Annotated in this window: 18 protein-coding genes and 1 pseudogene; 11 read left to right on the top strand and 8 right to left on the bottom strand. The window is 67.5% G+C overall.

Translation table 11 applies throughout. From position 1 onward, the window contains the following. Positions 1-100: 100 nt before the first annotated feature. From ASG79_RS13215 to clpB, 5 genes are all read left to right on the top strand, one after another. The gene (locus ASG79_RS13215) at positions 101-511 is read left to right on the top strand and encodes a TOBE domain-containing protein (protein WP_056391766.1); all 411 of its coding nucleotides are present in this window, start codon (positions 101-103) and stop codon (positions 509-511) included. Then, a complete protein-coding gene (gene modA, locus ASG79_RS13210) occupies positions 508-1,422 on the top strand; it encodes a molybdate ABC transporter substrate-binding protein (protein ID WP_056391765.1) in 915 nt (304 codons plus the stop codon). The genes ASG79_RS13215 and modA overlap by 4 nt, the downstream gene beginning before the upstream one ends. A 38-nt stretch (positions 1,423-1,460) precedes the next feature. Continuing rightward, on the top strand, positions 1,461-2,321 hold the full coding sequence (locus ASG79_RS13205) for an ABC transporter permease (RefSeq protein ID WP_056392071.1): 861 nt from the start codon (positions 1,461-1,463) through the stop codon (positions 2,319-2,321). After that, positions 2,318-3,403, top strand: coding sequence for a sulfate/molybdate ABC transporter ATP-binding protein (locus ASG79_RS13200; protein WP_018772130.1), 1,086 nt, complete (start codon positions 2,318-2,320; stop codon positions 3,401-3,403). The genes ASG79_RS13205 and ASG79_RS13200 overlap by 4 nt, the downstream gene beginning before the upstream one ends. A gap of 161 nt (positions 3,404-3,564) precedes the next feature. After that, positions 3,565-6,207, top strand: a complete 2,643-nt coding sequence (gene clpB / locus ASG79_RS13195; RefSeq protein ID WP_056391764.1) for an ATP-dependent chaperone ClpB — start codon at positions 3,565-3,567, stop codon at positions 6,205-6,207. Positions 6,208-6,253: 46 nt separating this feature from the next. Here clpB and ASG79_RS13190 read toward each other — a convergent pair whose 3' ends face one another. After that, a complete protein-coding gene (locus tag ASG79_RS13190; protein WP_018772128.1) occupies positions 6,254-6,931 on the bottom strand; it encodes a septum formation family protein in 678 nt (225 codons plus the stop codon). 272 nt (positions 6,932-7,203) lie between these two features. On the opposite strand from ASG79_RS13190, the gene ASG79_RS23095 reads away from it, so the two are divergent. Together ASG79_RS23095 and ASG79_RS13185 are read left to right on the top strand one after the other, a co-directional pair. Continuing rightward, on the top strand, positions 7,204-7,437 hold the full coding sequence (locus ASG79_RS23095; protein WP_018772127.1) for a DUF3073 domain-containing protein: 234 nt from the start codon (positions 7,204-7,206) through the stop codon (positions 7,435-7,437). Positions 7,438-7,563: 126 nt separating this feature from the next. Continuing rightward, positions 7,564-8,337, top strand: coding sequence for a VOC family protein (locus ASG79_RS13185; protein ID WP_056391763.1), 774 nt, complete (start codon positions 7,564-7,566; stop codon positions 8,335-8,337). A 47-nt stretch (positions 8,338-8,384) separates the two neighbouring features. Here ASG79_RS13185 and purM read toward each other — a convergent pair whose 3' ends face one another. From purM to ASG79_RS13170, 3 genes are read right to left on the bottom strand one after another with little or no spacing between them, the layout of a single operon-like run. Further along, positions 8,385-9,530 (bottom strand): phosphoribosylformylglycinamidine cyclo-ligase, encoded by a 1,146-nt coding sequence (purM, locus tag ASG79_RS13180; RefSeq protein ID WP_056391760.1) that lies wholly within the window; start codon positions 9,528-9,530, stop codon positions 8,385-8,387. Continuing rightward, positions 9,527-11,197 (bottom strand): amidophosphoribosyltransferase, encoded by a 1,671-nt coding sequence (gene purF, locus ASG79_RS13175; protein WP_018772124.1) that lies wholly within the window; start codon positions 11,195-11,197, stop codon positions 9,527-9,529. The genes purM and purF overlap by 4 nt, the downstream gene beginning before the upstream one ends. Positions 11,198-11,254: 57 nt before the next feature. Then, positions 11,255-11,569, bottom strand: coding sequence for a hypothetical protein (locus ASG79_RS13170; protein ID WP_018772123.1), 315 nt, complete (start codon positions 11,567-11,569; stop codon positions 11,255-11,257). Positions 11,570-11,890: 321 nt separating this feature from the next. On the opposite strand from ASG79_RS13170, the gene ASG79_RS13165 reads away from it, so the two are divergent. The 4 genes and pseudogenes from ASG79_RS13165 to ASG79_RS13155 all read left to right on the top strand — a co-directional run bounded on the left by ASG79_RS13165 (position 11,891) and on the right by ASG79_RS13155 (position 16,406). Then, a complete protein-coding gene (locus ASG79_RS13165) occupies positions 11,891-13,108 on the top strand; it encodes an S-(hydroxymethyl)mycothiol dehydrogenase (protein WP_056391756.1) in 1,218 nt (405 codons plus the stop codon). Beyond that, positions 13,105-13,509: pseudogene (locus ASG79_RS23530) on the top strand (MBL fold metallo-hydrolase); the annotation flags it as partial. The gene ASG79_RS13165 and the pseudogene ASG79_RS23530, both read left to right, overlap by 4 nt. A 1-nt stretch (position 13,510) precedes the next feature. Continuing rightward, positions 13,511-13,917, top strand: a 407-nt coding sequence (locus ASG79_RS23525) for an MBL fold metallo-hydrolase (protein ID WP_156400213.1), incomplete at its 5' end; no start/stop codon positions are given. Between the two features lie 140 nt (positions 13,918-14,057). Next, positions 14,058-16,406, top strand: a complete 2,349-nt coding sequence (locus ASG79_RS13155; protein WP_056391750.1) for an FdhF/YdeP family oxidoreductase — start codon at positions 14,058-14,060, stop codon at positions 16,404-16,406. A gap of 77 nt (positions 16,407-16,483) precedes the next feature. Here ASG79_RS13155 and ASG79_RS13150 read toward each other — a convergent pair whose 3' ends face one another. The 4 genes from ASG79_RS13150 to ASG79_RS13135 form a co-directional block, all read right to left on the bottom strand. Next, positions 16,484-16,702, bottom strand: a complete 219-nt coding sequence (locus ASG79_RS13150) for a hypothetical protein (protein ID WP_056391747.1) — start codon at positions 16,700-16,702, stop codon at positions 16,484-16,486. A gap of 134 nt (positions 16,703-16,836) precedes the next feature. After that, positions 16,837-18,315, bottom strand: coding sequence for an HNH endonuclease signature motif containing protein (locus ASG79_RS13145; protein ID WP_056391744.1), 1,479 nt, complete (start codon positions 18,313-18,315; stop codon positions 16,837-16,839). Positions 18,316-18,387: 72 nt separating this feature from the next. After that, a complete protein-coding gene (locus tag ASG79_RS13140) occupies positions 18,388-19,092 on the bottom strand; it encodes a hypothetical protein (RefSeq protein WP_156400204.1) in 705 nt (234 codons plus the stop codon). A 218-nt stretch (positions 19,093-19,310) separates the two neighbouring features. Next, entirely contained in the window at positions 19,311-21,818 is a 2,508-nt protein-coding gene (locus ASG79_RS13135; protein WP_056391738.1) for a GcvT family protein, read from the bottom strand. Positions 21,819-22,067: the final 249 nt, after the last annotated feature.

Below are 22,067 nucleotides of genomic sequence, written 5' to 3'. Positions count from 1 at the left end.
CCCTTCGGGCAGGGGACGCGCAGCCACGGGGCACGCAGTCATTTTGCATATGCTCCCAGAAGCGGAGGCATAATCCGCATCTGCGGACTAGAATCAGGGAATGACCCTTATCCGCGTTTCTGAGGCTGCCCGTCTCCTGGGCGTAAGTGACGATACCGTCCGCCGCTGGACGGAGCACGGAACACTTACCCCGCTCCGGGACGGTTCCGGCCGGCTCGCCGTCGATGGACTCGAGCTGGCCACGCATGCGCAAAAGCTGGCCCAGCTGCCCGATGACCCCAGGAGCGGGAGCAGCTCCGCCCGGAACCGGTTCGTGGGCCTGGTCACCAACGTCATCACGGACAAGGTGATGGCACAGGTGGAACTGCAGTGCGGGCCGTTCCGGGTGGTCTCGCTGATGAGCAGCGAGGCCGTGCGGGAACTGGGCCTGGAACCGGGCTCGGTGGCCACGGCGGTGGTCAAGGCAACAACGGTCATCATCGAATCCCCGAAGGGCAGGGCCACCGCATGACCCGGACCTCCACGCGTACCGCGGTGTCCGCCTCCCTGGCGCGGCTCCTTTCCCTTGCTGTCCTGCCGGCCGCCGTGCTGCTGCTGACCGTCCTCACCGGCTGCGCTGCGGGCGGAGCGGCCCAGGGCACAGGCCCTGGCGAGGACAACAGCGCGGGCAACAGCGCGGGCAACAGCGCAGGCAACAGCGCAGCCGGCTCAGGCGCCAAGCCGGAAGGCACCATCACCGTTTTCGCGGCCGCCTCCCTCAAAGGCACCTTCACCGAACTCGCCCGCACCTTCGAGGCGGAAAACCCCGGCACCACGGTTGCCCTGAGCTTTGCAGGGTCCTCGGACCTGGCCAGCCAGATCAGCCAGGGGGCGCCGGCGGATGTCTTCGCGCCGGCGGACCTGGCCAACATGAAGAAGGTGCAGGACGCCGGGCTGGTGGACGGCGCCGCCAGGAACTTCGCCACCAACACCCTCGCCATCGCAGTAGCGCCGGGCAACCCGGCAGAAATCACCGCACTGAAGGACCTTGCCCGGCCGGGCCTCAAACTGGTCACCTGCGCAAGGCAGGTTCCCTGCGGGACTGCCGCGGCCACGGCCGCGGAGGCGGCCGGAGTGGCGCTGAATCCGGTCAGCGAGGAGAACGCGGTCACGGACGTCCTGGGCAAGGTGGCCTCCGGGGAGGCCGACGCCGGGCTGGTCTACGGCACGGACATCAAGTCCGCCGGGTCCAAGGTGGCCGGGATCCAGTTCCCGGAATCAGGGAGTGCGGTCAACACCTACCCGATCGCCGGCGTCGCCGGCGGCCGGAACAAGGCCGCCGCCCGGGCTTTCCTGGACCTGGTCACCGGTCCGGAAGGCCGGCGCGTCCTCGCTGCAGCGGGGTTTGGGCCGGCCGGAATCGGTGACGGAAGCGTCAAGTGACCCGGGAGCAGGCAGGCAGTCGGCAGCCCTTTCTGCCCATGGTGCGGCGACGCACCCCAAGTCCGGCCTACTCCGGCATCCCCGGCTGGGTCCGCGTGCTGGCCGTCCTGGCCGCCGTCGTCGTCGTGCTTCCGCTGCTGGCGATGGTGCTCCGCGTGGACTGGCCACGGTTCCTTCCGCTGGTGACCTCCGGGCCGTCGCTGACGGCGCTGGGGCTGAGCCTGCGGACCTCGGCCGCCAGCACCCTGCTGTGCATTGTGCTGGGCGTGCCGCTGGCCCTGGTCCTTGCCCGGGGCACCTTCCGCCTGCAGGGGCTGCTGCGCTCGCTGGTGCTCCTGCCGCTGGTCCTTCCTCCTGTGGTGGGCGGCATCGCGCTGCTCTACACGTTCGGCCGGCAGGGGCTGCTGGGGCAGGCGCTGAACGTGCTCGGCCTGCAGATCGCCTTCTCCACCACCGCGGTGGTCCTGGCGCAGACGTTCGTGGCGCTGCCGTTCCTGGTGGTGAGCCTTGAGGGTGCCCTGCGCACCTCGGGCTCCCGGTATGAGGCGGTGGCGGCGACACTGGGTGCCCGGCCCGGCATGGTGTTCCGTCGCGTCACGCTTCCGCTGGTGCTCCCGGGGCTGGCGTCCGGCGCGGTCCTCGCCTTCGCGCGGAGCCTGGGCGAGTTTGGCGCCACGCTGACGTTCGCGGGCAGCCTGCAGGGGGTGACGCGGACCCTGCCGCTGGAAATCTACCTGCAGCGCGAAACGGACCCGGACGCCGCCGTCGCCCTGTCCCTGGTACTCGTGGCCGTCGCCGTGGCGGTGGTTGCCCTTGCATACCGGCGCCCGGCACCGGGCCGTTCCGGGTCAGGCAAAAGGACGACGGCGCCGGCCCCGGCAGGAGGGGGTGTCCGGTGACATTGTCCTTCCACGCAGTGGTGGCCGGGCGCAGCTTCGACGTGGCCCTGAGCGTCCGACCGGGCGAAACCGTGGCCGTCATGGGGCCCAACGGTGCCGGTAAATCAACCCTGCTGGCCGGCATCGCGGGCCTCCTGCGGCCGGACAGCGGCCGGGCCGAACTCAACGGCAGGACCCTCTTTGACCTCGACGGCGGAAAACGTACGTGGGCGGCTCCGCACCGCCGTGGCACCGCCCTGCTGGCCCAGGAACCGCTGCTCTTCCCCCACCTGAATGCCCTGGACAATGTCTCGTTCGGGCCCCGCAGCGCCGGAGTTTCCAAGCGGAATGCGGAGGAGCAGGCGCTGCACTGGCTGGCCGAGGTGGAGGCCGGAGAACTGGCCGGGCGGCGTCCCGCCCAGCTGTCCGGCGGCCAGGCCCAGCGCGTGGCCGTGGCCCGTGCGCTCGCCGCCGACCCCGCCCTCCTCCTGCTCGACGAGCCGCTGGCAGCTCTGGATATCCACTCCGCGCCGCTGCTGCGCCGCCTGTTCAAGCGCGTCCTCGCAGGCCGGCAGGCCATCATCGTGACCCACGACGTACTGGACGCGCTGGTGCTCGCGGACCGGGTGGTCATCCTGGAAAACGGCCGGATCGCGGAGGAAGGCCCCACCCGGGCGGTGCTGGAGCGGCCGCGCAGCTCCTTTGCCGCCGGGCTCGCCGGGCTGAACTTCATTCCGGGCATCCTCGACGGGGCGGGGGTGCGGACCAGCCACGGCCTGCGGATTGCCGGCCACGACGAGGAAGCCGTCCCCGCCGCGGCGTCCGGGGAGCCTGGCCCGCTGCCCAGGGCGGGCGGTCCCGGCGTCGCCGTGTTCCCGCCGTCGGCCGTTTCCGTGTTCCTCGACGATGCGCACGGCAGCCCGCGGAACTCGTTTGCCGTCACCATCACGGACCTCGAGCCGCACGGCGACCAGATCCGCGTCCGGGCCGGCGGCCTGGCCGCGGACATCACCCCTGCTGCCTCCGCCGACCTGGGCCTTGTCCCCGGCATGACGGTGCACTTCGTGGTCAAGGCTGCGGCCGTGTCCGTGTACGGGACCTAGGCGGAGTATGTCCCGGCAGCCGATTGTCCAAGCAGGCCCGGCGGGACCTCCGGCTCTGGACAGCCGTTTCGCCGTGGGCAAACATGGCTAGTGGACGTCGCCGTCCAAAGTTGAGCGTAGTAGACTCAACTTAGTCAACAAGCCCCCGAAAGGAGCTCTCTTTGGACGTCAAATTCACCACCAAGAGCCAGGAGGCTCTTTCCGCCGCGGCAATGAACGCCTCGACGGCCGGCAACCCCCAGGTGGAACCGGCCCACCTCCTCAAGGCGCTGATGGACCAGCGTGAGGGCGTCGCCGTCGCGCTGCTTCGCGCAACCGGCGCCGATCCCGATGCCGTCAGCGTCCAGGCCAGCAGTGCCATCAAGGCACTGCCCGCCACGTCGGGCGGCTCCAGCCAGCAGGCGCAGCTGTCCCGGCCCGCACTGCAGGCCATCCAGCACGCCAAGGAGGAAGCGGACCGTCTGGGCGACAGCTTTGTCTCCACCGAGGTGCTCCTGGTGGGCCTCTCCACCGGCAACGATGCCGCCGCCCGCCTGCTGCGCGACGCCGGCGCCTCCCGCGAGGCACTCCTCGCCGCCCTGCCGGGCGTCCGCGGCGACCGCAAGGTGGACAGCCCGGACCCCGAAAACACCTTCCAGGCGCTCGAGAAGTACGGCACCGACCTCACCGCCATGGCCCGCGCCGGCAAGCTGGACCCCGTGATCGGCCGGGACGCCGAAATCCGGCGCGTTGTCCAGGTCCTGTCCCGCCGCACCAAGAACAACCCGGTGCTCATCGGCGAACCCGGCGTGGGCAAGACCGCCGTGGTGGAAGGCCTGGCCCAGCGGATGGTGGCCGGCGACGTCCCGGAAAGCCTGCGCGGCAAGACCCTCATCTCCCTTGACCTCGGCTCCATGGTGGCCGGCGCCAAGTACCGCGGCGAATTCGAGGAGCGGCTGAAGGCGGTCCTGGAGGAGATCAAGGGCTCAGACGGCCAGATTGTCACCTTCATCGACGAGATCCACACCGTGGTGGGCGCCGGCGCCACCGGCGACTCCTCCATGGACGCCGGCAACATGCTCAAGCCAATGCTGGCCCGTGGCGAGCTGCGGCTGATCGGCGCCACGACGCTGGACGAGTACCGGGAGAACATCGAGAAGGACGCAGCCCTGGAACGCCGCTTCCAGCAGGTGTACGTTGGCGAGCCCAGCGTGGAGGACACCATCGGCATCCTCCGTGGCCTGAAGGAGCGCTACGAGGCGCACCACAAGGTCTCCATCGCCGACTCCGCGCTGGTGGCGGCAGCCACGCTGTCCAACCGCTACATTTCGGGCCGCCAGCTGCCGGACAAGGCCATCGACCTGGTGGACGAGGCCGCGTCCCGGCTGCGCATGGAGATCGACTCCGCCCCGGAGGAGATCGACCAGCTGCGGCGCCAGGTGGACCGGCTCACCATGGAGGAGCTCGCGCTGGAGGGCGAGACCGACGCTGCCTCCGTGGAGCGGCTGGCTGCGCTCCGGGCCGACAAGGCGGACAAGGAGGAGGAGCTCTCCGCGCTCAACGCCCGCTGGGAGGCTGAAAAGGCCGGCCTGAACCGGGTGGGTGACCTGAAGGCCAAGCTCGATGAGCTGCGGTCCGCCGCGGACAAGGCCCAGCGCGAGGGTGACCTGGAGACCGCCTCGCGGATCCTCTACGGGGAAATTCCGGCGCTGGAACGCGAGCTGAACGCCGCTGCCGAAGCGGAGGCTGCCGTGACGGACAAGTCCGTCCAGATGGTGGCGGAGGAAGTGACGGCAGAAGACATCGCGGAGGTCATTTCCGCGTGGACCGGCATCCCGGCCGGCCGCATGCTGCAAGGTGAAAGCCAGAAGCTGCTGCACATGGAGGAGGAGCTCGGCAAGCGCCTCATCGGCCAGGGCAAGGCTGTAGCCGCAGTCTCAGACGCCGTCCGGCGCGCCAGGGCGGGCATCAGTGACCCCAACCGGCCCACGGGTTCCTTCCTGTTCCTGGGCCCCACCGGCGTAGGCAAGACCGAGCTGGCCAAGGCCCTGGCGGACTTCCTGTTCGACGACGAACGCGCCATGGTGCGGATCGACATGTCCGAGTACGGCGAGAAGCACAGCGTCGCCCGGCTGGTCGGGGCGCCTCCGGGATACGTGGGCTACGAGGAAGGCGGGCAGCTGACCGAGGCCGTGCGCCGTCGTCCCTACTCGGTGGTGCTGCTGGACGAAGTGGAGAAGGCGCACCCCGAGGTGTTCGACATCCTCCTGCAGGTGCTCGACGACGGCCGCCTCACCGACGGGCAGGGCCGTACCGTGGACTTCCGCAACGTGATCCTGGTGCTCACCTCCAACCTGGGCAGCCAGTTCCTGGTGGACCAGACGCTGGACGCCGAGGCCAAGCGCAATGCGGTCATGGCCACGGTGAACGCGTCCTTCAAGCCGGAGTTCCTCAACCGGCTCGATGAAGTGGTGCTGTTCGATGCCCTCACGGTGGAGGAGCTGGCGCACATTGTGGAACTGCACGTGGCGGAACTGGGCCGCAGGCTGCACGAGCGCCGGCTCACCCTCGATGTGACCGACAGCGCCAAGGCCTGGCTGGCGCTGTCCGGCTACGACCCCGCCTACGGCGCCCGGCCGCTGCGCCGCCTGGTGCAGCGCGAGATCGGCGACCGGCTGGCCAAGTCCATCCTCGCCGGTGAAATCAGCGACGGCGACACCGTCCTGGTTGATACCGCGCCGGACTTTGGGGAACTGACCGAAGGCAACGTGGACGCGTTGACGGGCGCCCCCAGTTCCGGACTGTCGGTGCGGCGGAAGGACTAGCCGCAGGGCCTCTGAAGCGGGCCGTGCTGCCCTGGCGGGCTGACCGTCAGGGCAGCACGCTCGCGTTAATCACATTGCCGGTGTCTGCCGTGACGTAGCAATCAACCCTGCGGTCGCCGGATTCCCAACTGGTGCTGCTGGGGAAGCTGCGCTGGTAGTTGAGCTGGAAGTTTTTCGCCGCCGGGCCGAGTTTCGCCGCCTGGCAGACTTCCAGTGCCTTGGCCTTGAGCGGCTCCGCCCCCGGGTACTTGGCGCTTTCCGGATAGGTCAAGGTGGCCACCAGCTGGGCCGAATGGCCCGTATCGCAGGGCACCAGCGTGGACGTCAGGGCCTGGGGATCGAAATCCTTGAAGCAGTCACCCAGTGCGTACGCCGGGGGTGCGACCCCTTCGCGGGGAAGGGGTTGGGGAGTGGCTGGCGGGGTGACCGCGGTTTGCAGCACGCCCTGTGCGTCATTCTTTGCCGCATCGGTGCCAGGCGAGGAGTTCAACCAGACGGCAAGCCACACCAGTGAGCCGGCAACGGCAAGGATAACGACGACCAGAAACGCCTTCCACAGGGCAGGCTTCCTGTTGGTGTGTTTTTCCGGCGCAGGATCATGGCGCGGCTGGGACCAGGTAACGGATTCCGGGGCGGGGGCTGAACCGGTCCCACTGTGGATCTTCGGCAGGCTTCCGGTCCGCGGAGGCGAAGCGGGTTTCGGCGGGATGTCCTGGTGGTTCACGGGTGCGCATCCTCCTGGGTTTTGGTGCCACGGCTCGCCAACGGCCAGATAAAATCGGCAGTTCTTAAGCGACTCTACCGAAGAAAAATGCCGGAATCCCGCGGGAGGAGGTGCATCATGGTACCCCACCCGGCCGTCCGGGGCGCCGGGCGGCAAGCGGGGCCCGCCGAAAGCATGTAATCTAGGTGTACGACAAATTGACCAAACATTCCGGGGCCTCACCGATCGCCAAGGTGACCACCTCCGGTCCAAGTACAAAAGGGGGTCACGCCATGGGGCGCGGCCGTCAAAAGGCAAAAGCTACCAAGCAGGCTCGGGACATTAAGTACTACTCCCCGAACACTGACTACTCGGCACTTCAGCGTGAGCTGACGGGCCCTGGAAGTCGTTCAACGAGCCATTACTCGAATGAACCGGTCGAACCGGACTATTCGGCTTATGTGGATAAGTACGCGGATGATTTGGATGACGATGACGACGAGGTAGACAACCGTCGCATCGGCTAGTTGTCGCAAGCCTGCTGTGGCCCCTGGCCCGGCTGCTGTGGCGCCGCTTACGTCATGGAGCCCGCTGCCCCACCGAATTACCGGCAGGGCAGCGGGCTTTCCGTGTTTGGTTGGTAACCTGACCGCATGACTGTTCGGACCACGTACGCCAGCGGCGAGCCCTGCTGGGCGGATCTCCAGACCCCCGATGTTGATGCCGCCAAAGATTTCTACGGCCGCCTGTTCGGCTGGACCTACCAGGACTTCCCCACTCCGGACGGCCGCAGCTACGCGCAGGCCTTTGTCCGCGGGCAGTTGGTGGCCACCATTGCGCCGCAAAATCCCTTGCAGCTTGAGGACGGCACCGCTGCCGAGTGGAACGTCTACTTTGCGGCCGCAGATGCCGCGGACCTGCTCCAGGAAGCGGGCCATGCCGGCGGAACCGCCCAGTTCGGGCCTGAGACGGTGGGCGACACCGGGGTGCTGGGCTTTTTGGCCCCTCCCGGCGGCGGAACCACCGGGATCTGGCAGGCAGGTACCCACTTCGGCAGCCGGCTCTTCAACGAGCCGGGCGCCTTGGCCTGGGCTGAGCTCTTTACACCCGAGCCGCAGGCCGCCATCGGCTTCTTCCAGCAGCTTTTCGGCCATGAAGTCACCGAGTACCCCCAGGACGACGGCGGCAGCTACAGCACGCTGCTCATCGACGGCAGCGAGGTGGCCGGCATCGTTCCTGCCGACGAAGGCGAGGAAGCGGACTGGCAGATCTACTTTGGCGCGGCAGATATTGCCGCGGCGGCAGCGGCCGCCCTGGCAGCAGGCGGCGAAGTCCTGGTGGAGCCGGATGACCGTCCCACGGTGGGATCACTGGCCACCATCGAGGACCCGCAGGGCGGTGTGCTGAACCTCATCCAGGTCGCTTAAAAGTGGAGGCTCCCCACCGCGTGCAGTGGGGAGCCTCCAGCAGTTGGCTAGGCGTAGGCGTTGACCAGGCGGACAGCGCCGCCGTCCACGCCCTTGGCGCCCTGGACGTAATCCGGGCCGGACTTCAGGATGGAGTCCGAATCCTCGGTGACCGTGCCCATGATCCAGGACGGCAGGCCCCGGTCGTTCAGGCGGGCAACGGCGGCGTCGGCAGCTTGGGGCGACACGATGGCCACCATGCCCACGCCAAGGTTCAGGGTGCGCTCGAGGTCCGCCAGGGGCACGTTGCCCAGCTCCGAGACCAGCTTGAAGATGGCCGGCAGTTCCCAGGTGGCGCGGTCCACGGTGGCCACGAGGCCCTGGGGGAGGACGCGGGCCAGGTTGGCGGCCAGGCCGCCGCCGGTGACGTGGCTGAAGCCGTGAACAGCCGCTTTGGCGCTGACCGGGAAGGTGCGGGCCAGGTCCAGGCAATCGGCCGCGTAGACGCGGGTGGGTTCCAGGAGTTCCTCACCCAGGGTGCGGCCCAGTTCGGACACCTGGCGGTCCAGGGCCCAGCCGGCGTGGTTGATGACGCGGCGGACCAGCGAGTAGCCGTTGGAGTGGAGGCCGGAAGAGGCCATGCCGATCACGACGTCGCCCGCACGGACGCGGTCCGGTCCCAGCAGGGCATCGGCCTCGACCACGCCGGTGGCTGCGCCGGCAACGTCGTATTCGTGCTCGCCCAGCAGGCCCGGGTGCTCGGCAGTCTCGCCGCCCACCAGGGCGGTGCCGGCCACGGAGCAGGCGGCCGCGATGCCGCGGACAATGCCCGCGATGCGTTCCGGGACCACCTTGCCGCAGGCGATGTAGTCGGTCATGTAGAGCGGCTCGGCGCCTACCACCACGATGTCATCCACCACCATGCCCACAAGGTCGAACCCGATGGTGTCGTGGATGTCCATGGCCTGGGCGATGGCAACCTTGGTGCCCACGCCGTCGGTGGACGTGGCCAGCAGCGGCCTCTTGTAGGTCAGCAGCCGGGAAACGTCGTAAAGGCCGGCGAAGCCGCCCACCCCGCCGATCACCGAGGAGTTGTGGGTTGCCTTGACGGCACCCTTCATGAGCTCGACGGCGCGGTCCCCGGCTTCAACGTCCACGCCTGCGGAGGCGTAGGTGATGCCGGAGTTGTTTGCGGCGGGGCTAACGGAAGTCATACGGACTCTTTCTTATCGGCGCTGGTGGCGGCGGGTACGTCGGGCACAAGGTCGGCTTCGGTCAGCAGGTTCTCGAATTCTGAGTCCGGGCCCGGATCACAGCCGGTAGCCCCGGCCTTCTCAGCGGGGTCCTCGGTGGCGTCAACGGCCAGGGCGGCGGTTTGGCCGGGAAGCGCGGACGGGGAGGGCTTCAGGCCGCCCAGGTCGGTGCGTTCCAGGAGGTTCTTTCCCAGCTTGTCCGCATCCGGGAGCTTGATGGGGTACTTGCCGGTGAAGCAGGCGGTGCAGAGGCGTTCGCGCGGCTGGCGGGTGGCACCGATCATGCCGTCCTCGGAGATGTAGGCCAGCGAGTCTGCGCCGATGGCTTGGGAGATCTCCTCAATGGTGGCGCCGTTGGCAATCAGTTCGGCCCGGGAAGCGAAGTCGATGCCATAGAAGCACGGCCACTGCACAGGAGGGGAGGAAATCTTCACGTGCACTGCGGCGGCGCCGGCTTCCCGGAGCATCCGCACAATGGCGCGCTGGGTGTTGCCGCGGACGATCGAATCATCCACCACCACAACACGCTTGCCGCGGATCACGGATTCAAGGGCGTTGAGCTTGAGCCGGATGCCCAGCTGGCGCAGGGTCTGGGAGGGCTGGATGAAGGTACGGCCCACGTAGGAGTTCTTGACGAAGCCGTGCGCGAACGGGATGCCGGATTCTTCGGCGTAGCCAACAGCCGCGGGGGTGCCGGATTCCGGCACGGGGATGACGATGTCCGCCTGCTGCGTGTTTTCGCGGGCCAGCTGGCGGCCCATCTCCACGCGGGACTCGTACACGGAGCGGCCGGCGATGGCCGCGTCCGGGCGCGCGAGGTAAACGTACTCGAAAACGCAACCTGCCGGCGTCGGCTCCGCGAACCGCTTGGACCGCACGCCTTCCTCGTCGATGGCAATGAACTCGCCCGGCTCGATCTCCCGGATGAAGCTGGCGCCCACGGTGGCCAGGGCGGACTGCTCGGAGGCAACCACCCAGCCGCGCTCCAGCCGGCCCAGGACCAGCGGGCGGATGCCGAAGGTGTCACGTGCAGCGTAGAGCGTGCCCTCGTCCATGAACACGAAGCAGAAGCCGCCCTTGATCTTGGGCAGGAGTTCGGTGGCGGTTTCTTCCAGGGTCTTGCCGGGCTCGCCCTCCAGCAGGGCGGTGACCAAGGCAGTGTCAGAGGTGTTGCCCTGCTTCATTTCGCCGGTGAGGTGGCCGCCGTTGCGTTCGGTGATCATGGCATTGAGCTCGGCGGTGTTGGTCAGGTTGCCGTTGTGTGCCAGGGCCACCGTGCCGGTGGCGGTGGCGCCAAGGGTGGGCTGCGCATTGGCCCAGTGGCTTGCGCCGGTGGTGGAGTAGCGGCAGTGGCCCACGGCCAGGTGCCCGGTCAGGGTGTTCAGCGTGGTCTCGTCGAAGACCTGGGACACGAGGCCCATGTCCTTGTAGACGTTGATCCGCTTGCCGTCGCTGGTTGCTATGCCAGCCGACTCCTGACCGCGGTGCTGCAGTGCATACAGCCCGTAATAGGTAAGTTTTGCTACTTCTTCGCCTGGGGCCCAGACGCCGAAGACGCCGCAAGCGTCCTGCGGGCCTTTTTCGCCGGGGAGAAGATCATGGGAAAGTTTTCCATCGCCGCGTGCCACTGGTCGATTATCTCACGATATGGGGTATGACTTTTCCGGCCGCCCGTTTGTGACTTGCTACGCCTGGGGATCGGTGTCCGGCTCCGAGTCGGGAACGGCCTCCACGACGGCCCGGTCCTGCCGCTTCAGGCTGCGGCGGTCCAGGACCAGCGCCAGTGCGGCGCCCAGGATTGCGCCGCACGCGGCAAACATCACCAGGAAGAATCCGAAGACAGCGCCGGGGTCGAACGTTGCATCGCCCGGTACCGCGTAGGCAACCACTGCGGCTGCAGCAACACCCACCAGCGCACCCAGGACCAGGAAGGGAACGTACTTGGGTGCCCGGCGGACGGTTACTTCGCGCCGCTCGGCAGCGGATTCTTCAAAAGCCATGCCATCAAGCGTACTGCCGGAGATTTTGGGGACATAACGGGGCGGCCGCCGCCATTGAGCGGCCCCGGCCGACCAAAAACGCCCAGGCGGCCAATGCCGGACGCCTATCGCCCCGCTGCCCTGCAACTGATATATCTATTGACACGAGGTGTGGCCGCTGTCATATTGCTAGGTAGCGCTATGTGCATTCTGTTGTGCATTACGCAATTGTTCAGGGGTTGGTAGGCCCAAGACCCCGTCCTTGAACAGCTGCGTCAGCTAGATTGGCACACGTCGCCGACTTACCGGACTGCCAAGGTCCAGGAAAGGAACACAAGAACAATGGTCCACAAGGTTCAAGCTGTCATTGTCCGGGAGAAGGACGCTCCGGTGTCGCTGGAGACCATCCTGGTGCCGGATCCGGGGCCGGGGGAGGCCCTGGTGGACATCCTGACCTGCGGCGTCTGCCACACCGACCTGCACTACAAGCAGGGCGGTATCGGAAACGACTTCCCGTACCTCCTGGGCCATGAAGCCACCGGTGTGGCGCTGGTGGACATCCTGACCTGCGGCGTCTGCCACACCGACCTGCACTACAAGCAGGGCGGTATCGGAAACGACTTCCCGTACCTCCTGGGCCATGAAGCCACCGGTGTGGTCAGTGCYGTYGGCCCGGATGTGACCTCGGTGGCCCCSGGYGACCGGGTCATCCTTAACTGGCGTGCCGTCTGCGGGCAGTGCCGTGCGTGYGCCAAGGGCCAGCCGCAGTACTGCTTCAACACGCACAACGCCACSCAGAAGATGACCCTGGAGGATGGAACCGTGCTTTCGCCGGCCCTGGGCATCGGCGCCTTCGCCGAGAAGACGCTGGTSGCCGCCGGGCAGTGCACCAAGGTGGACCCGGACGTTGACGCAGCCGCCGTGGGCCTGCTGGGTTGCGGCATCATGGCCGGCATCGGCGCCGCGATCAACACCGGCGAGGTCAAGCGCGGGGAATCCGTGGCCGTCATTGGCTGCGGCGGCGTGGGCATCGCTGCGGTCGCCGGGGCCAGGCTGGCCGGTGCSACGACGATCATCGCCGTGGACATCGACGACAACAAGATCGACATGGCCAAGTCGCTCGGTGCCACCCATGGCGTGAACTCGCGCCAGGAGGACGCCGTGGAAGCCATCCGYGCCCTCACCGGAGGCCACGGAGCGGACGTGGTGATTGACGCCGTCGGCCGCCCTGAAACCTACAAGCAGGCCTTCTACGCCCGCGACCTTGCCGGCCGCGTGGTSCTGGTCGGCGTCCCGACGCCGGAGATGACGCTGGAACTGCCGCTGCTGGATGTYTTTGGCCGCGGCGGGTCGCTGAAGTCCTCCTGGTACGGCGACTGCCTGCCCTCCCGCGACTTCCCGATGCTCGTCTCGCACTACAAGCAGGGCAACCTGGACCTGGATGCCTTCGTGTCCGAGCGGATCACCATCGACCAGGTGGAGGAAGCGTTCGGCAAGATGCACGAGGGCAAGGTGCTGCGCTCCGTCGTCGAGGTCCAGCCGGCCGGGGCGTCCGCATGAGCGTCACCATCGAAAACCTGGTCACCTCCGGCACATTYTCGCTCGACGGCGGCACCTGGGACGTGGACAACAACGTCTGGATCGTGGGCAATGACGAGGAATGCATCATCATCGACGCGCCGCACGACGCCGCCGCGATCATCAACCAGGTCCGCAGCCGGAAGGTGAAGGCCATCCTGCTCACGCACGCGCACAACGACCACATCGGTGCCGCACGCGAAGTCGCCGATGCCCTGGGCGCWCCGATCCACCTGAACAAGGAGGACCTGGTGCTCTGGGAGCAGGTCTACCCGGACGCCAAACCGGACCACTACCACTCCGATGGCGACGTGTTCCAGGTGGGCGGGGCAACCCTGAAGGCAATCCACACGCCCGGCCACTCGCCCGGGTCCACCTGCTTCNCCGCACGCGAAGTCGCCGATGCCCTGGGCGCTCCGATCCACCTGAACAAGGAGGACCTGGTGCTCTGGGAGCAGGTCTACCCGGACGCCACACCGGACCACTACCACTCCGATGGCGACGTGTTCCAGGTGGGCGGGGCAACCCTGAAGGCAATCCACACGCCCGGCCACTCGCCCGGGTCCACCTGCTTCTACCTGGAAAGCGAGGGGACGGTCTTCACCGGGGACACGCTGTTCAACGGCGGCCCAGGCGCCACCGGCCGGTCCTACAGCGACTACCCCACCATTCTTACCTCCATCCGCGAACGGCTGCTGACCCTGCCGGCCGACACCGTGGTCCGCACCGGCCACGGCGAGGACACCACCATCGCCGCGGAGCAGGAAACGCTGGCGAAGGTAGCCCAGTAGCAAGCGACATTCAGTAAGGTGACGTGCCGGAGAAAGGCGCGCCGGGAGGCCCGGCGCGCTTTTCACTGGCCCTCGAACACCACTCGCCTTCGAACAACACTCACCTTCGAACAACACAGGCCGGTAAGGAAGTTGGAACGATGAAGTTCGGTAAGCAGCCCGCCCCCGTCGCGGACATCAATGAGGACAACCTTGAGGTCCACAAGCCCAAGACCGAGGCCGCCGGCGTCAAGGCCGTCATGGTTGCCCTGGAGCGTGCAGTCGCCCAGGCAGGGGTGGCCCGCACGGCGCAGTCACTGCTGCGGTTGAACCAGCGTGGCGGCTTCGACTGCCCGGGCTGCGCGTGGCCGGAATCGGACAAGAAGCGCAAGACGGCCGAGTTCTGCGAGAACGGCGCCAAGGCGGTGGCCGAGGAGAACACCCTGCGCACCGTAGGTGCGGAGTTCTGGGCAAGGCACTCCATTGCCGAGCTGTCCACCAAGACCGAGTACTGGCTGGGCAACCAGGGCCGGCTTTCCGAACCGGTGGTGATCCGGGAGGGCGAGACGCACTACTCGCCCATCTCCTGGAATGAGGCGTTCGAGCTGATCGGGGAGCACATCCGGGCCAGCACCCCGGACCGCTGCGTCTTCTACACCTCCGGACGCACCGCGAACGAGACTGCCTTCCTCTACCAGTTGTTCGCCCGGTCCATCGGGACGAACAACCTGCCCGACTGCTCCAACATGTGCCACGAGTCTTCCGGCTCGGCGCTGAACCCGACCATCGGCATCGGCAAGGGCACGGTGTCCCTGGACGACATCCACGACGCCGAACTGATCTTCGTCGTCGGCCAGAACCCGGGCACCAACCACCCCCGCATGCTGTCCGCGCTGAAGGAATGCAAGGACAAGGGCGGCAAGGTAGTGGCCGTGAACCCGCTGCCAGAGGCGGGCCTGTTCAACTTCAAGGACCCCCAGACCGTCTCCGGCGTGGTGGGCGGCGGCACCCCGCTCGCGGACGAATACCTGCAGATCAAGGTGGGCGGGGACCTGGCGCTGTTCCAGGCGCTCGGCCACCTGCTCCTGGCGGCTGAAGAAGCCAACCCGGGGACCGTCGTCGACCATTCCTTCATCGCCGCGCAGACGGACGGATTCGACGCCTACCGCGAAGCCCGCCGGACTCTGGACTGGGACGAGACCGAGAAGGCCACCGGCCTGTCCCTTGGGCAGATCGAGAAAGTGGCGTCGATGCTGGTGGCGTCCAAGGCCTCGATCTTCTGCTGGGCGCTGGGCGTGACGCAGCAGCCACACTCGGTGGACACCATCAAGGAGATGGTCAACGTGCTGCTGCTGCAGGGCAACTTCGGCAAGCCCGGCGCCGGCGCCTGCCCGGTCCGCGGGCACTCCAACGTCCAGGGCGACAGGACCATGGGCATCTGGGAGAAACCCAAGGAATGGCTCCTGCAGGCCCTGGACAGCGAGTTTGGAATCACCTCCCCCCGGCACCACGGCTACGACGCCGTGGAATCCATGGAGGCGTTCGAGCGCGACGAGGTGGACGTGTTCGTCTCGATGGGCGGCAACTTCTCGCTCGCCTGCTCGGACACCAAGGCCCTGGAAGCCGGGATGCAGCGGATCGGCCTGACCGTGCACATCAGCACCAAACCCAACCGCTCCCACATCGTGCACGGCCGCACCTCGCTGGTCCTGCCCACCCTGGGCCGGACCGACAAGGACGACAAGCACCCCAACGGCGCACAGTTCCTGTCGGTGGAGGACTCCATGTCCGTGGTCCACTCCACCCAGGGCCGCCTGACCCCTGTCTCCGAGCACCTGCTGGCCGAGCCCGTCATCGTGGCGCGGATGGCCGAGGCGACCTTCGGCCCGGACCACCCCGTCAACTGGAAGGCCATGGCCGAGGACTACGACGTGATCCGCGACCACGTTGCCCGCGTGCTGCCCGGCTTCGAGGATTTCAACGCCCGGGTCCGGACCAAGAACGGCTTCGTGCTGCCCAACCCGCCGCGCGACACCCGCTCCTTCGCCACGGACATCGGCCGCGGCCGGTTCACGGTCAGCCCGCTGGAATACCTCACCCCGCCGCCGGGGCACCTGGTGCTGCAGACCATCCGCAGCCACGACCAGTACAACACCACGTTCTACGGCCTGGATGACCGCTACCGCGGCATCTCCGGCGGCCGCCGCGTGATCCTCATCCACCCCGACGACCTCGCCGAATCCGGCTTCCAGGACCGGGAGCTCGTGGACGTGGTCAGCACCTTCCAGGGCGTGGACCGCCGCGCGGACAAGTTCCGGTTGGTGGCCTACCCGACTGCCAAGGGCTGCGCCGCGGCGTACTTCCCCGAGGCCAACGCCCTGGTCCATAAGGAGAACGTGGCCCGCATCTCCAACACCCCCGGCTTCAAGGCCATGTTCGTCCGCTTCGAACCCCACAAGGGCGAGGACGCGGTGGCCGAAGAGGCAGGATTGCTGCAGGCCAGCGTGTAGATGGCGCGACAGAGCGCCCCTGCGTCCCCGGCTGGATAACAGCGGGGAGGCGGGGGCGCTCTTCCGTCGTTTACGGCCTAAACAGGGTTGTTTCCGTGGGGCTCGGCCTCCGGATCCAGGTCCTTGCCATAACCGCTGGCCGAGGCAAGCCCCGACACCTGCTGGCCGGCGTTCGTTTGACCGGGGGCAAACTGCCCGTCCTGTGGGTCCTGGGCTTCCCCCTCCGACCCGGGTGCGACATCCTGCCGCAGGTGCTCGTCGGAAGGAACGTTCTTGGATACCTCTTCATCAGCCATGCCAACAGCCAAACACTTGGGTCATAACGGCGGCAAGGGGTAGACGTGGGCCGCGTTCCGGCCATGCTCCCGGCATACAGGCCGCCCAGTAGAACCGTGGGGCACGTCCAAAACAGACCGGGGTGCAGCAGTCCTCATACGGGGGCGTGGAGGAACCGTTCCAAGGCTTCTTCTCCCGGGGACAGCGGAATGAACGCAAGGTCCGGTGGGCCGCCGAGTGACCTTCCGGGGGGTCCCACTATCCGTTTGAGCCACTGGGGCCACCATGGTGGTTCCCAATCCTGGTGTTCGGACGTGTAATGGCGGCCGGTGGGTGAGGTCCAGCCGGGTGGTTCGTTCCTGGTGGCCGGGGTGGGTGTCCAGCCGGTGCTGTGCCGGAGTTTGTGGTGTTTTCGGCAGGGTTGTCCCAGGTTGGAGATCCCGGTGGTGCCGCCGTTGTTCCAGGCGAGGATGTGGTCGGCGTCGTTGTCGAGTGAATTGTTGCTGCAACCGGGGAACGGGCATTTTCCGTCCCGCAGCCGCAGCCAGGCCCGCATCGCGCCCGTGACCCTGTAGCTGGTCCGCCCGATCTCCAGCGGCGCCCCGTCCCGCGGATCCACCAACACCCGGTAGAACGAGCTGGCGCCGTTGGCGACGAGTTGCCTGGCCATGGACGGCGGGATGGGCCCGTAGCCGTCGAGCATGGCTGGTTCATCGGTCAATCCCATCAGCGAGGACACCGGGACGGTGACCAGCACCTGCGCTTGGATCCGTGGCGATGGGACATGTGCTGCTTCACCGACTTCAACATCCCCGGTTGCGGTGCCGCTGCCCAGAATCGCGTCGGCGAAGGTGTCGGCCCGGAGCTGGGGCATGCTGCGGGGCTCGTCGGGGCCCTGCATGCTCCGGGCGAGGGCGGTGAGCCGGTTCCAGCCGGCCAAGGCTTGGTGGGCGGGCAGGTGTGCGGAGAGCCAGGCCATGCCGTCCTGGTCCGGCCGGAACTCCACCCGCCGATCCGCCACGGACTTAGCGTGGCGTTTTCCGATGCTCTCGGCATGGTGGCGTTCCCGCCAAATCCTTGCCTTGGCCCTGAACCGGTGCGCGGGCATCTGCCCGGCCGGGCAGCCCCGTGCCGGGTCCGGGGCGCCCGGGTCCAGGAAGTGCCCTTCCAGTGCGGCGGCACCGGCGGCATCAAGGCTGGCCGTCTCGTCAACCATGGCCAGGGCATGCTGCCACGACAGGTCCCCGGCTTCCAGTGCCGACAGCGTCCGGGGCAGCGTGGTGGCCAGGGCGTGGGAGGCGGCCAGGAACGACGACGCGGCCCGCGGCCCCAGAGACAGCACACACCCGACCTCAGCCGCGACAGCCATCTCCTGCGCCTGCACCGAAGCATCCGGCCCGGCAACACGATGGGCGCTGTCCGAGTACGTCACCGCGGCCTTCGCCTTTAACGCCGCGAACCCTGCCTCCACTTGACGGGCCCCGGCAAGAATATCAAGGCAACCATCGGCGAGCCCCGCCAAGGGATCAGCCGGCGAGAACGGCTCGGGACCGTGCCCCTCCACCTCGGCATGAAGCACAGCAAGGGCACCACGGATATCCGCATATGCCTTGGCCACCGCTGCTTTCCCCATGAACTAATCATCGGGGGAGGGTCTGACATTAAGAGGAGCGGCCGGACCTTTCACCGGCAGGGGAGATCGGAGCTAAACGACGGCTCCGTCATGGCGCTGCACCCGGCGGGAACGGCGGGGGAGGCGCCAGGCCCAGTACGCAATCATGAGTCCTGCCGTCGCTGCCCCTCCCGCGTATGTCGACGGCGAGGACCAGGACCCTTCGGGGGTGGGAACGGCAAAGGCAACCACGACGGCGGCCATGGCCAGGATGACCTCCACAGCCGCCTGCAGCCGCCTCGCCTGGTACCCGGGATAGGCCAGCCGGACCAGGGGAATGATCGGGAGCAGGAACAAGCCGAGGCTGAAGACCGGGTAGATCACGTTGAACGTGAAGATTGCCAGGCCCAGCACCAGCAGGCCCAGGAACTTCAGCAGGTCCAGGGCGCGGAGCCGGTTCTCCGGCGTCCATCGGCTCAACAGCAGCCCCCACGCCGGAAGCCCCAGGAGCCAGCCGCCTGCCCAGAAGCCGACGTTCAGCAGTGCCAGCGGCGCAAGCAGGGCGCCTGGCAGCAGGAACACGACCGCTTGCCGGAGGGACGGCACCTTTCCGGGCGGCCCGAAGATGCACGCCCCGATCAGCAGGTACGCCGCAACATACGAGGGCAGCAGCTGGATCACTGACCCAGGAGCGGGAGGACCCAGGGACGGGCCGAACAACAGGAGCGTCAGCGAGGTCACCATCACGCAGACCGCGGCGAACGTCCAAGGGCGGCGGCCCGGGCGCTGCTGAATCACGGCAGTGACGCCAGAATGTCATGTGGCCACACCCTGGTCAGCACGCTGTTCCCCCAAACACCTGTTCCCTCAAATTTGTTGTTGCTCCGGTGAGTCTACGTCGCGGTTTTGCCGCGCGAATCAGTGCCCTCCCCGAGGCAGCAAAAAGGGTGGTTGGGCCTGCCGGTCTCAAGCAGGCCCAACCACCCAGGTTTTGACGGGTTCAACCCCGGGGCAGGTCAGCCGCGGAGGCGCTCCATGCCCGGGTCAAAGAGCGGCTCCGCAGTGACGGTGGCGGCCACCCGCCGGCCGAAGTACTCGATCTCCACGGCGTCCCCTTCGGACACTGACGAGGGCAGCCAGGCGTAGGCGATGGGCTTGCGGATGGTGAAGCCGTACGCCGCGCTCGTGACGTACCCAACGGCTTCCCCAGCCACAAACACCGGTTCCTTGCCCAGCACCACGGACGTGCCGTCGTCGACCGTCAGGCAGCGCAGTGTCTTGGCCGCCGGCTGTTCGCGGAGCGACGCCAGGGCCTCGGCACCAACAAAGCCCGTCTTGTCCTTGGCCACGGAGAAGCCAAGGCCGGCCTGGTAGGGGTGGTGCTCGGACGTCATGTCCGTGCCCCACAGCCGGTAGCCCTTCTCAAGGCGCATGCTGTTGAAGGCACCGCGGCCGGCGGCGACGATGCCGTGCTCCTGGCCCGCCTCGAACAGCAGGTCCCAGAGCTTCAGCCCATATTCGGCCGTGGTGTAGAGCTCCCAGCCGAGCTCGCCCACGTAGGAGAGCCGCATGGCCGTAACGGGGATGCCCCCAACGGAGATTTCCTTGGTGCGGAAGTACTTGAGGCCGTCGTTGCTGAGGTCGTCCCCGCTGACCTTGCCGATGACCTCGCGGGCCAGCGGGCCCCAGAGCCCGATGCAGCAGGTGCTGCCCGTGATGTCGGTGACGTGGACCCACTGGGCAGGATCAGCGGCCGACTGCTTCCGGGCCTCCACCCGGAGGTAGTCGAAGTCAACGTTGCTGTTGACGCCCAGCTGGAACTCCTCCTCGGCCAGCCTGGCCACGGTCACGTCACTGCGGATGCCGCCGTCGTCCGCCAGCAGCAGGCAGTACGTCACGGCACCCGGCTTTTTGGCGATATTGCCCGTGCTCAGGCGGTGCAGCAGTGCTTGGGCGCCGGGGCCGGCGACGGAGAGGCGCTTCAGCGGCGTCATGTCGAAAAGTCCGACGGCGGTGCGCGTCTTCCACGCTTCGGCCGCGGAAATGGGGGAGTGGAACATGGCGGACCATTCGTCGCGCCCAGGAGCCCGCCATTCTTCCGGCAGTTCGGCCAGGAGTCCGCGGTTGGCTTCGAACCAGTGCGGGCGCTCCCAGGCGGCGGACTCCAGGAAGAAGGCCCCGAGTTCCTTCTGGCGGACGTTGAACGGGCTGACGCGCAGGTCGCGCGGGGATTCGCGGGGCTGCAGCGGGTGCAGGACGTCGTAGATCTCCACGAAGTTCTGCTGCGACGTCTCGCTGACGTACGCGTCGGAGGTCTGCACCTTCTCGAAGCGTGTCACCTCGCAGCCGTGCAGGTCGGTCTGCGGCTGGCCGTCGACGAGCAGTTCGGCCATGGCCTTGGCGACGCCGGCCGAGTGCGTGACCCACACTGCCTCGGCCACGAAGAAGCCGTCGAGGTCCGGCGCCTCGCCCATGAGCGGGCCGCCGTCAGGGGTGAAGGAGAAGATGCCGTTGAAGCCGTCCTGGATTCCGGTGCTGCGCAGTGCCGGCAGCAGGTCCTGGCTGTCCTCCCACGCGGGCACGAAGTCTTCAAGGGTGAAGTCCAGGCGGGAGGGCATGCGGTGGTCGGACATCTCCCCGGCCGGGACCTTGGGCAGTGCAGCCATGTCCACGGGCATGGGACGGTGGGCGTAGCTGCCGATGCCAATGCGGTCGCCCCACTCGCGGTAGTACAGGTCCTTGTCCTGGTAGCGCAGAATCGGCTTGCTGGCACCCTTCGGAAGCTCGTTGACGCCCTCAAGTTCGGCAAGGGGCGTGGTGACCACGTACTGGTGGGCCAGCGGCAGCAGCGGCACCTCCAGGCCCACCATCCGGCCGAGCTCACGGCCCCAGAACCCTGCGCAGGACACTACGATGTCGGCTGGGATCACACCGGAGGAGGTCTCGACGCCGGTGACCTTGCTGCCCTCCCGTGCGATGCCGGTGACGGTGGTGGAGCCGAGGTAGGTGACACCGAGTTCGCGCGTCCGCTCGATCAGCAGCTGCACGGCCCGGGCCGCCAGGGCGATACCGTCGGTGGGGATAAGCAGGCCGCCCAGGACCTCACGGCCGCCGGTAAGCTTGCCGGTGTTCAGCAGCGGGTAGATCTTTTCGCATTCGTCGGCGTCCACGATCCGGCTTTCGACGCCCCAGGAGGTCATCAGGCCCATCTTGCGCTTGAGGTCGGCCAGGCGCTCTGGGGTGGTTGCCAGTTCCAGGCCGCCCACTTGGTTGAAGCAGGACTGGCCGTCCTTGGTCAGGGCGAGCAGCTTGTTAACGGTGTAGGTTGCGAATTCCGTCATGGTCCTGGACGGGTTGTTCTGGAACACGAGGCCAGGGGCGTGCGACGTGGAGCCGCCTGCGAGCTCCAGCGGGCCCTGCTCGACGACGGTGATGTCGTTCCAGCCGCGGCTTGCCAGCTCGTCGGCGAGGTTGGTGCCGACGATGCCGGCTCCGATGATGACGACGCGGGGTGATGCGCTCATAATTCTTGGTTCTCCTGGTTGGTGCTGAAATCCGCCTGGCCGGGGTGATGAAGTTCGCTTCGCTATGAGCAACGCGCATCACTATATGCAACAGCGTGTCTCAGCTCACATAGGATGTCAAGGCTTTCCTGTTTTGTTGCGGGGATGGGCGGTGCTGTGAGCACAGGCGGCAAAGAGGCCCCGGCCGCTGGTGCGGCGAAGGCCTCTTTGGTGCAGCTCCGGTTATCCGGCGGCGTGTGTCCGTGCGGT

Origin of the sequence: Arthrobacter sp. Soil761 (assembly GCF_001428325.1) — a bacterium.
Lineage (GTDB): Bacteria > Actinomycetota > Actinomycetes > Actinomycetales > Micrococcaceae > Arthrobacter.
This window is presented reverse-complemented; position numbering and strand designations above follow the sequence as displayed.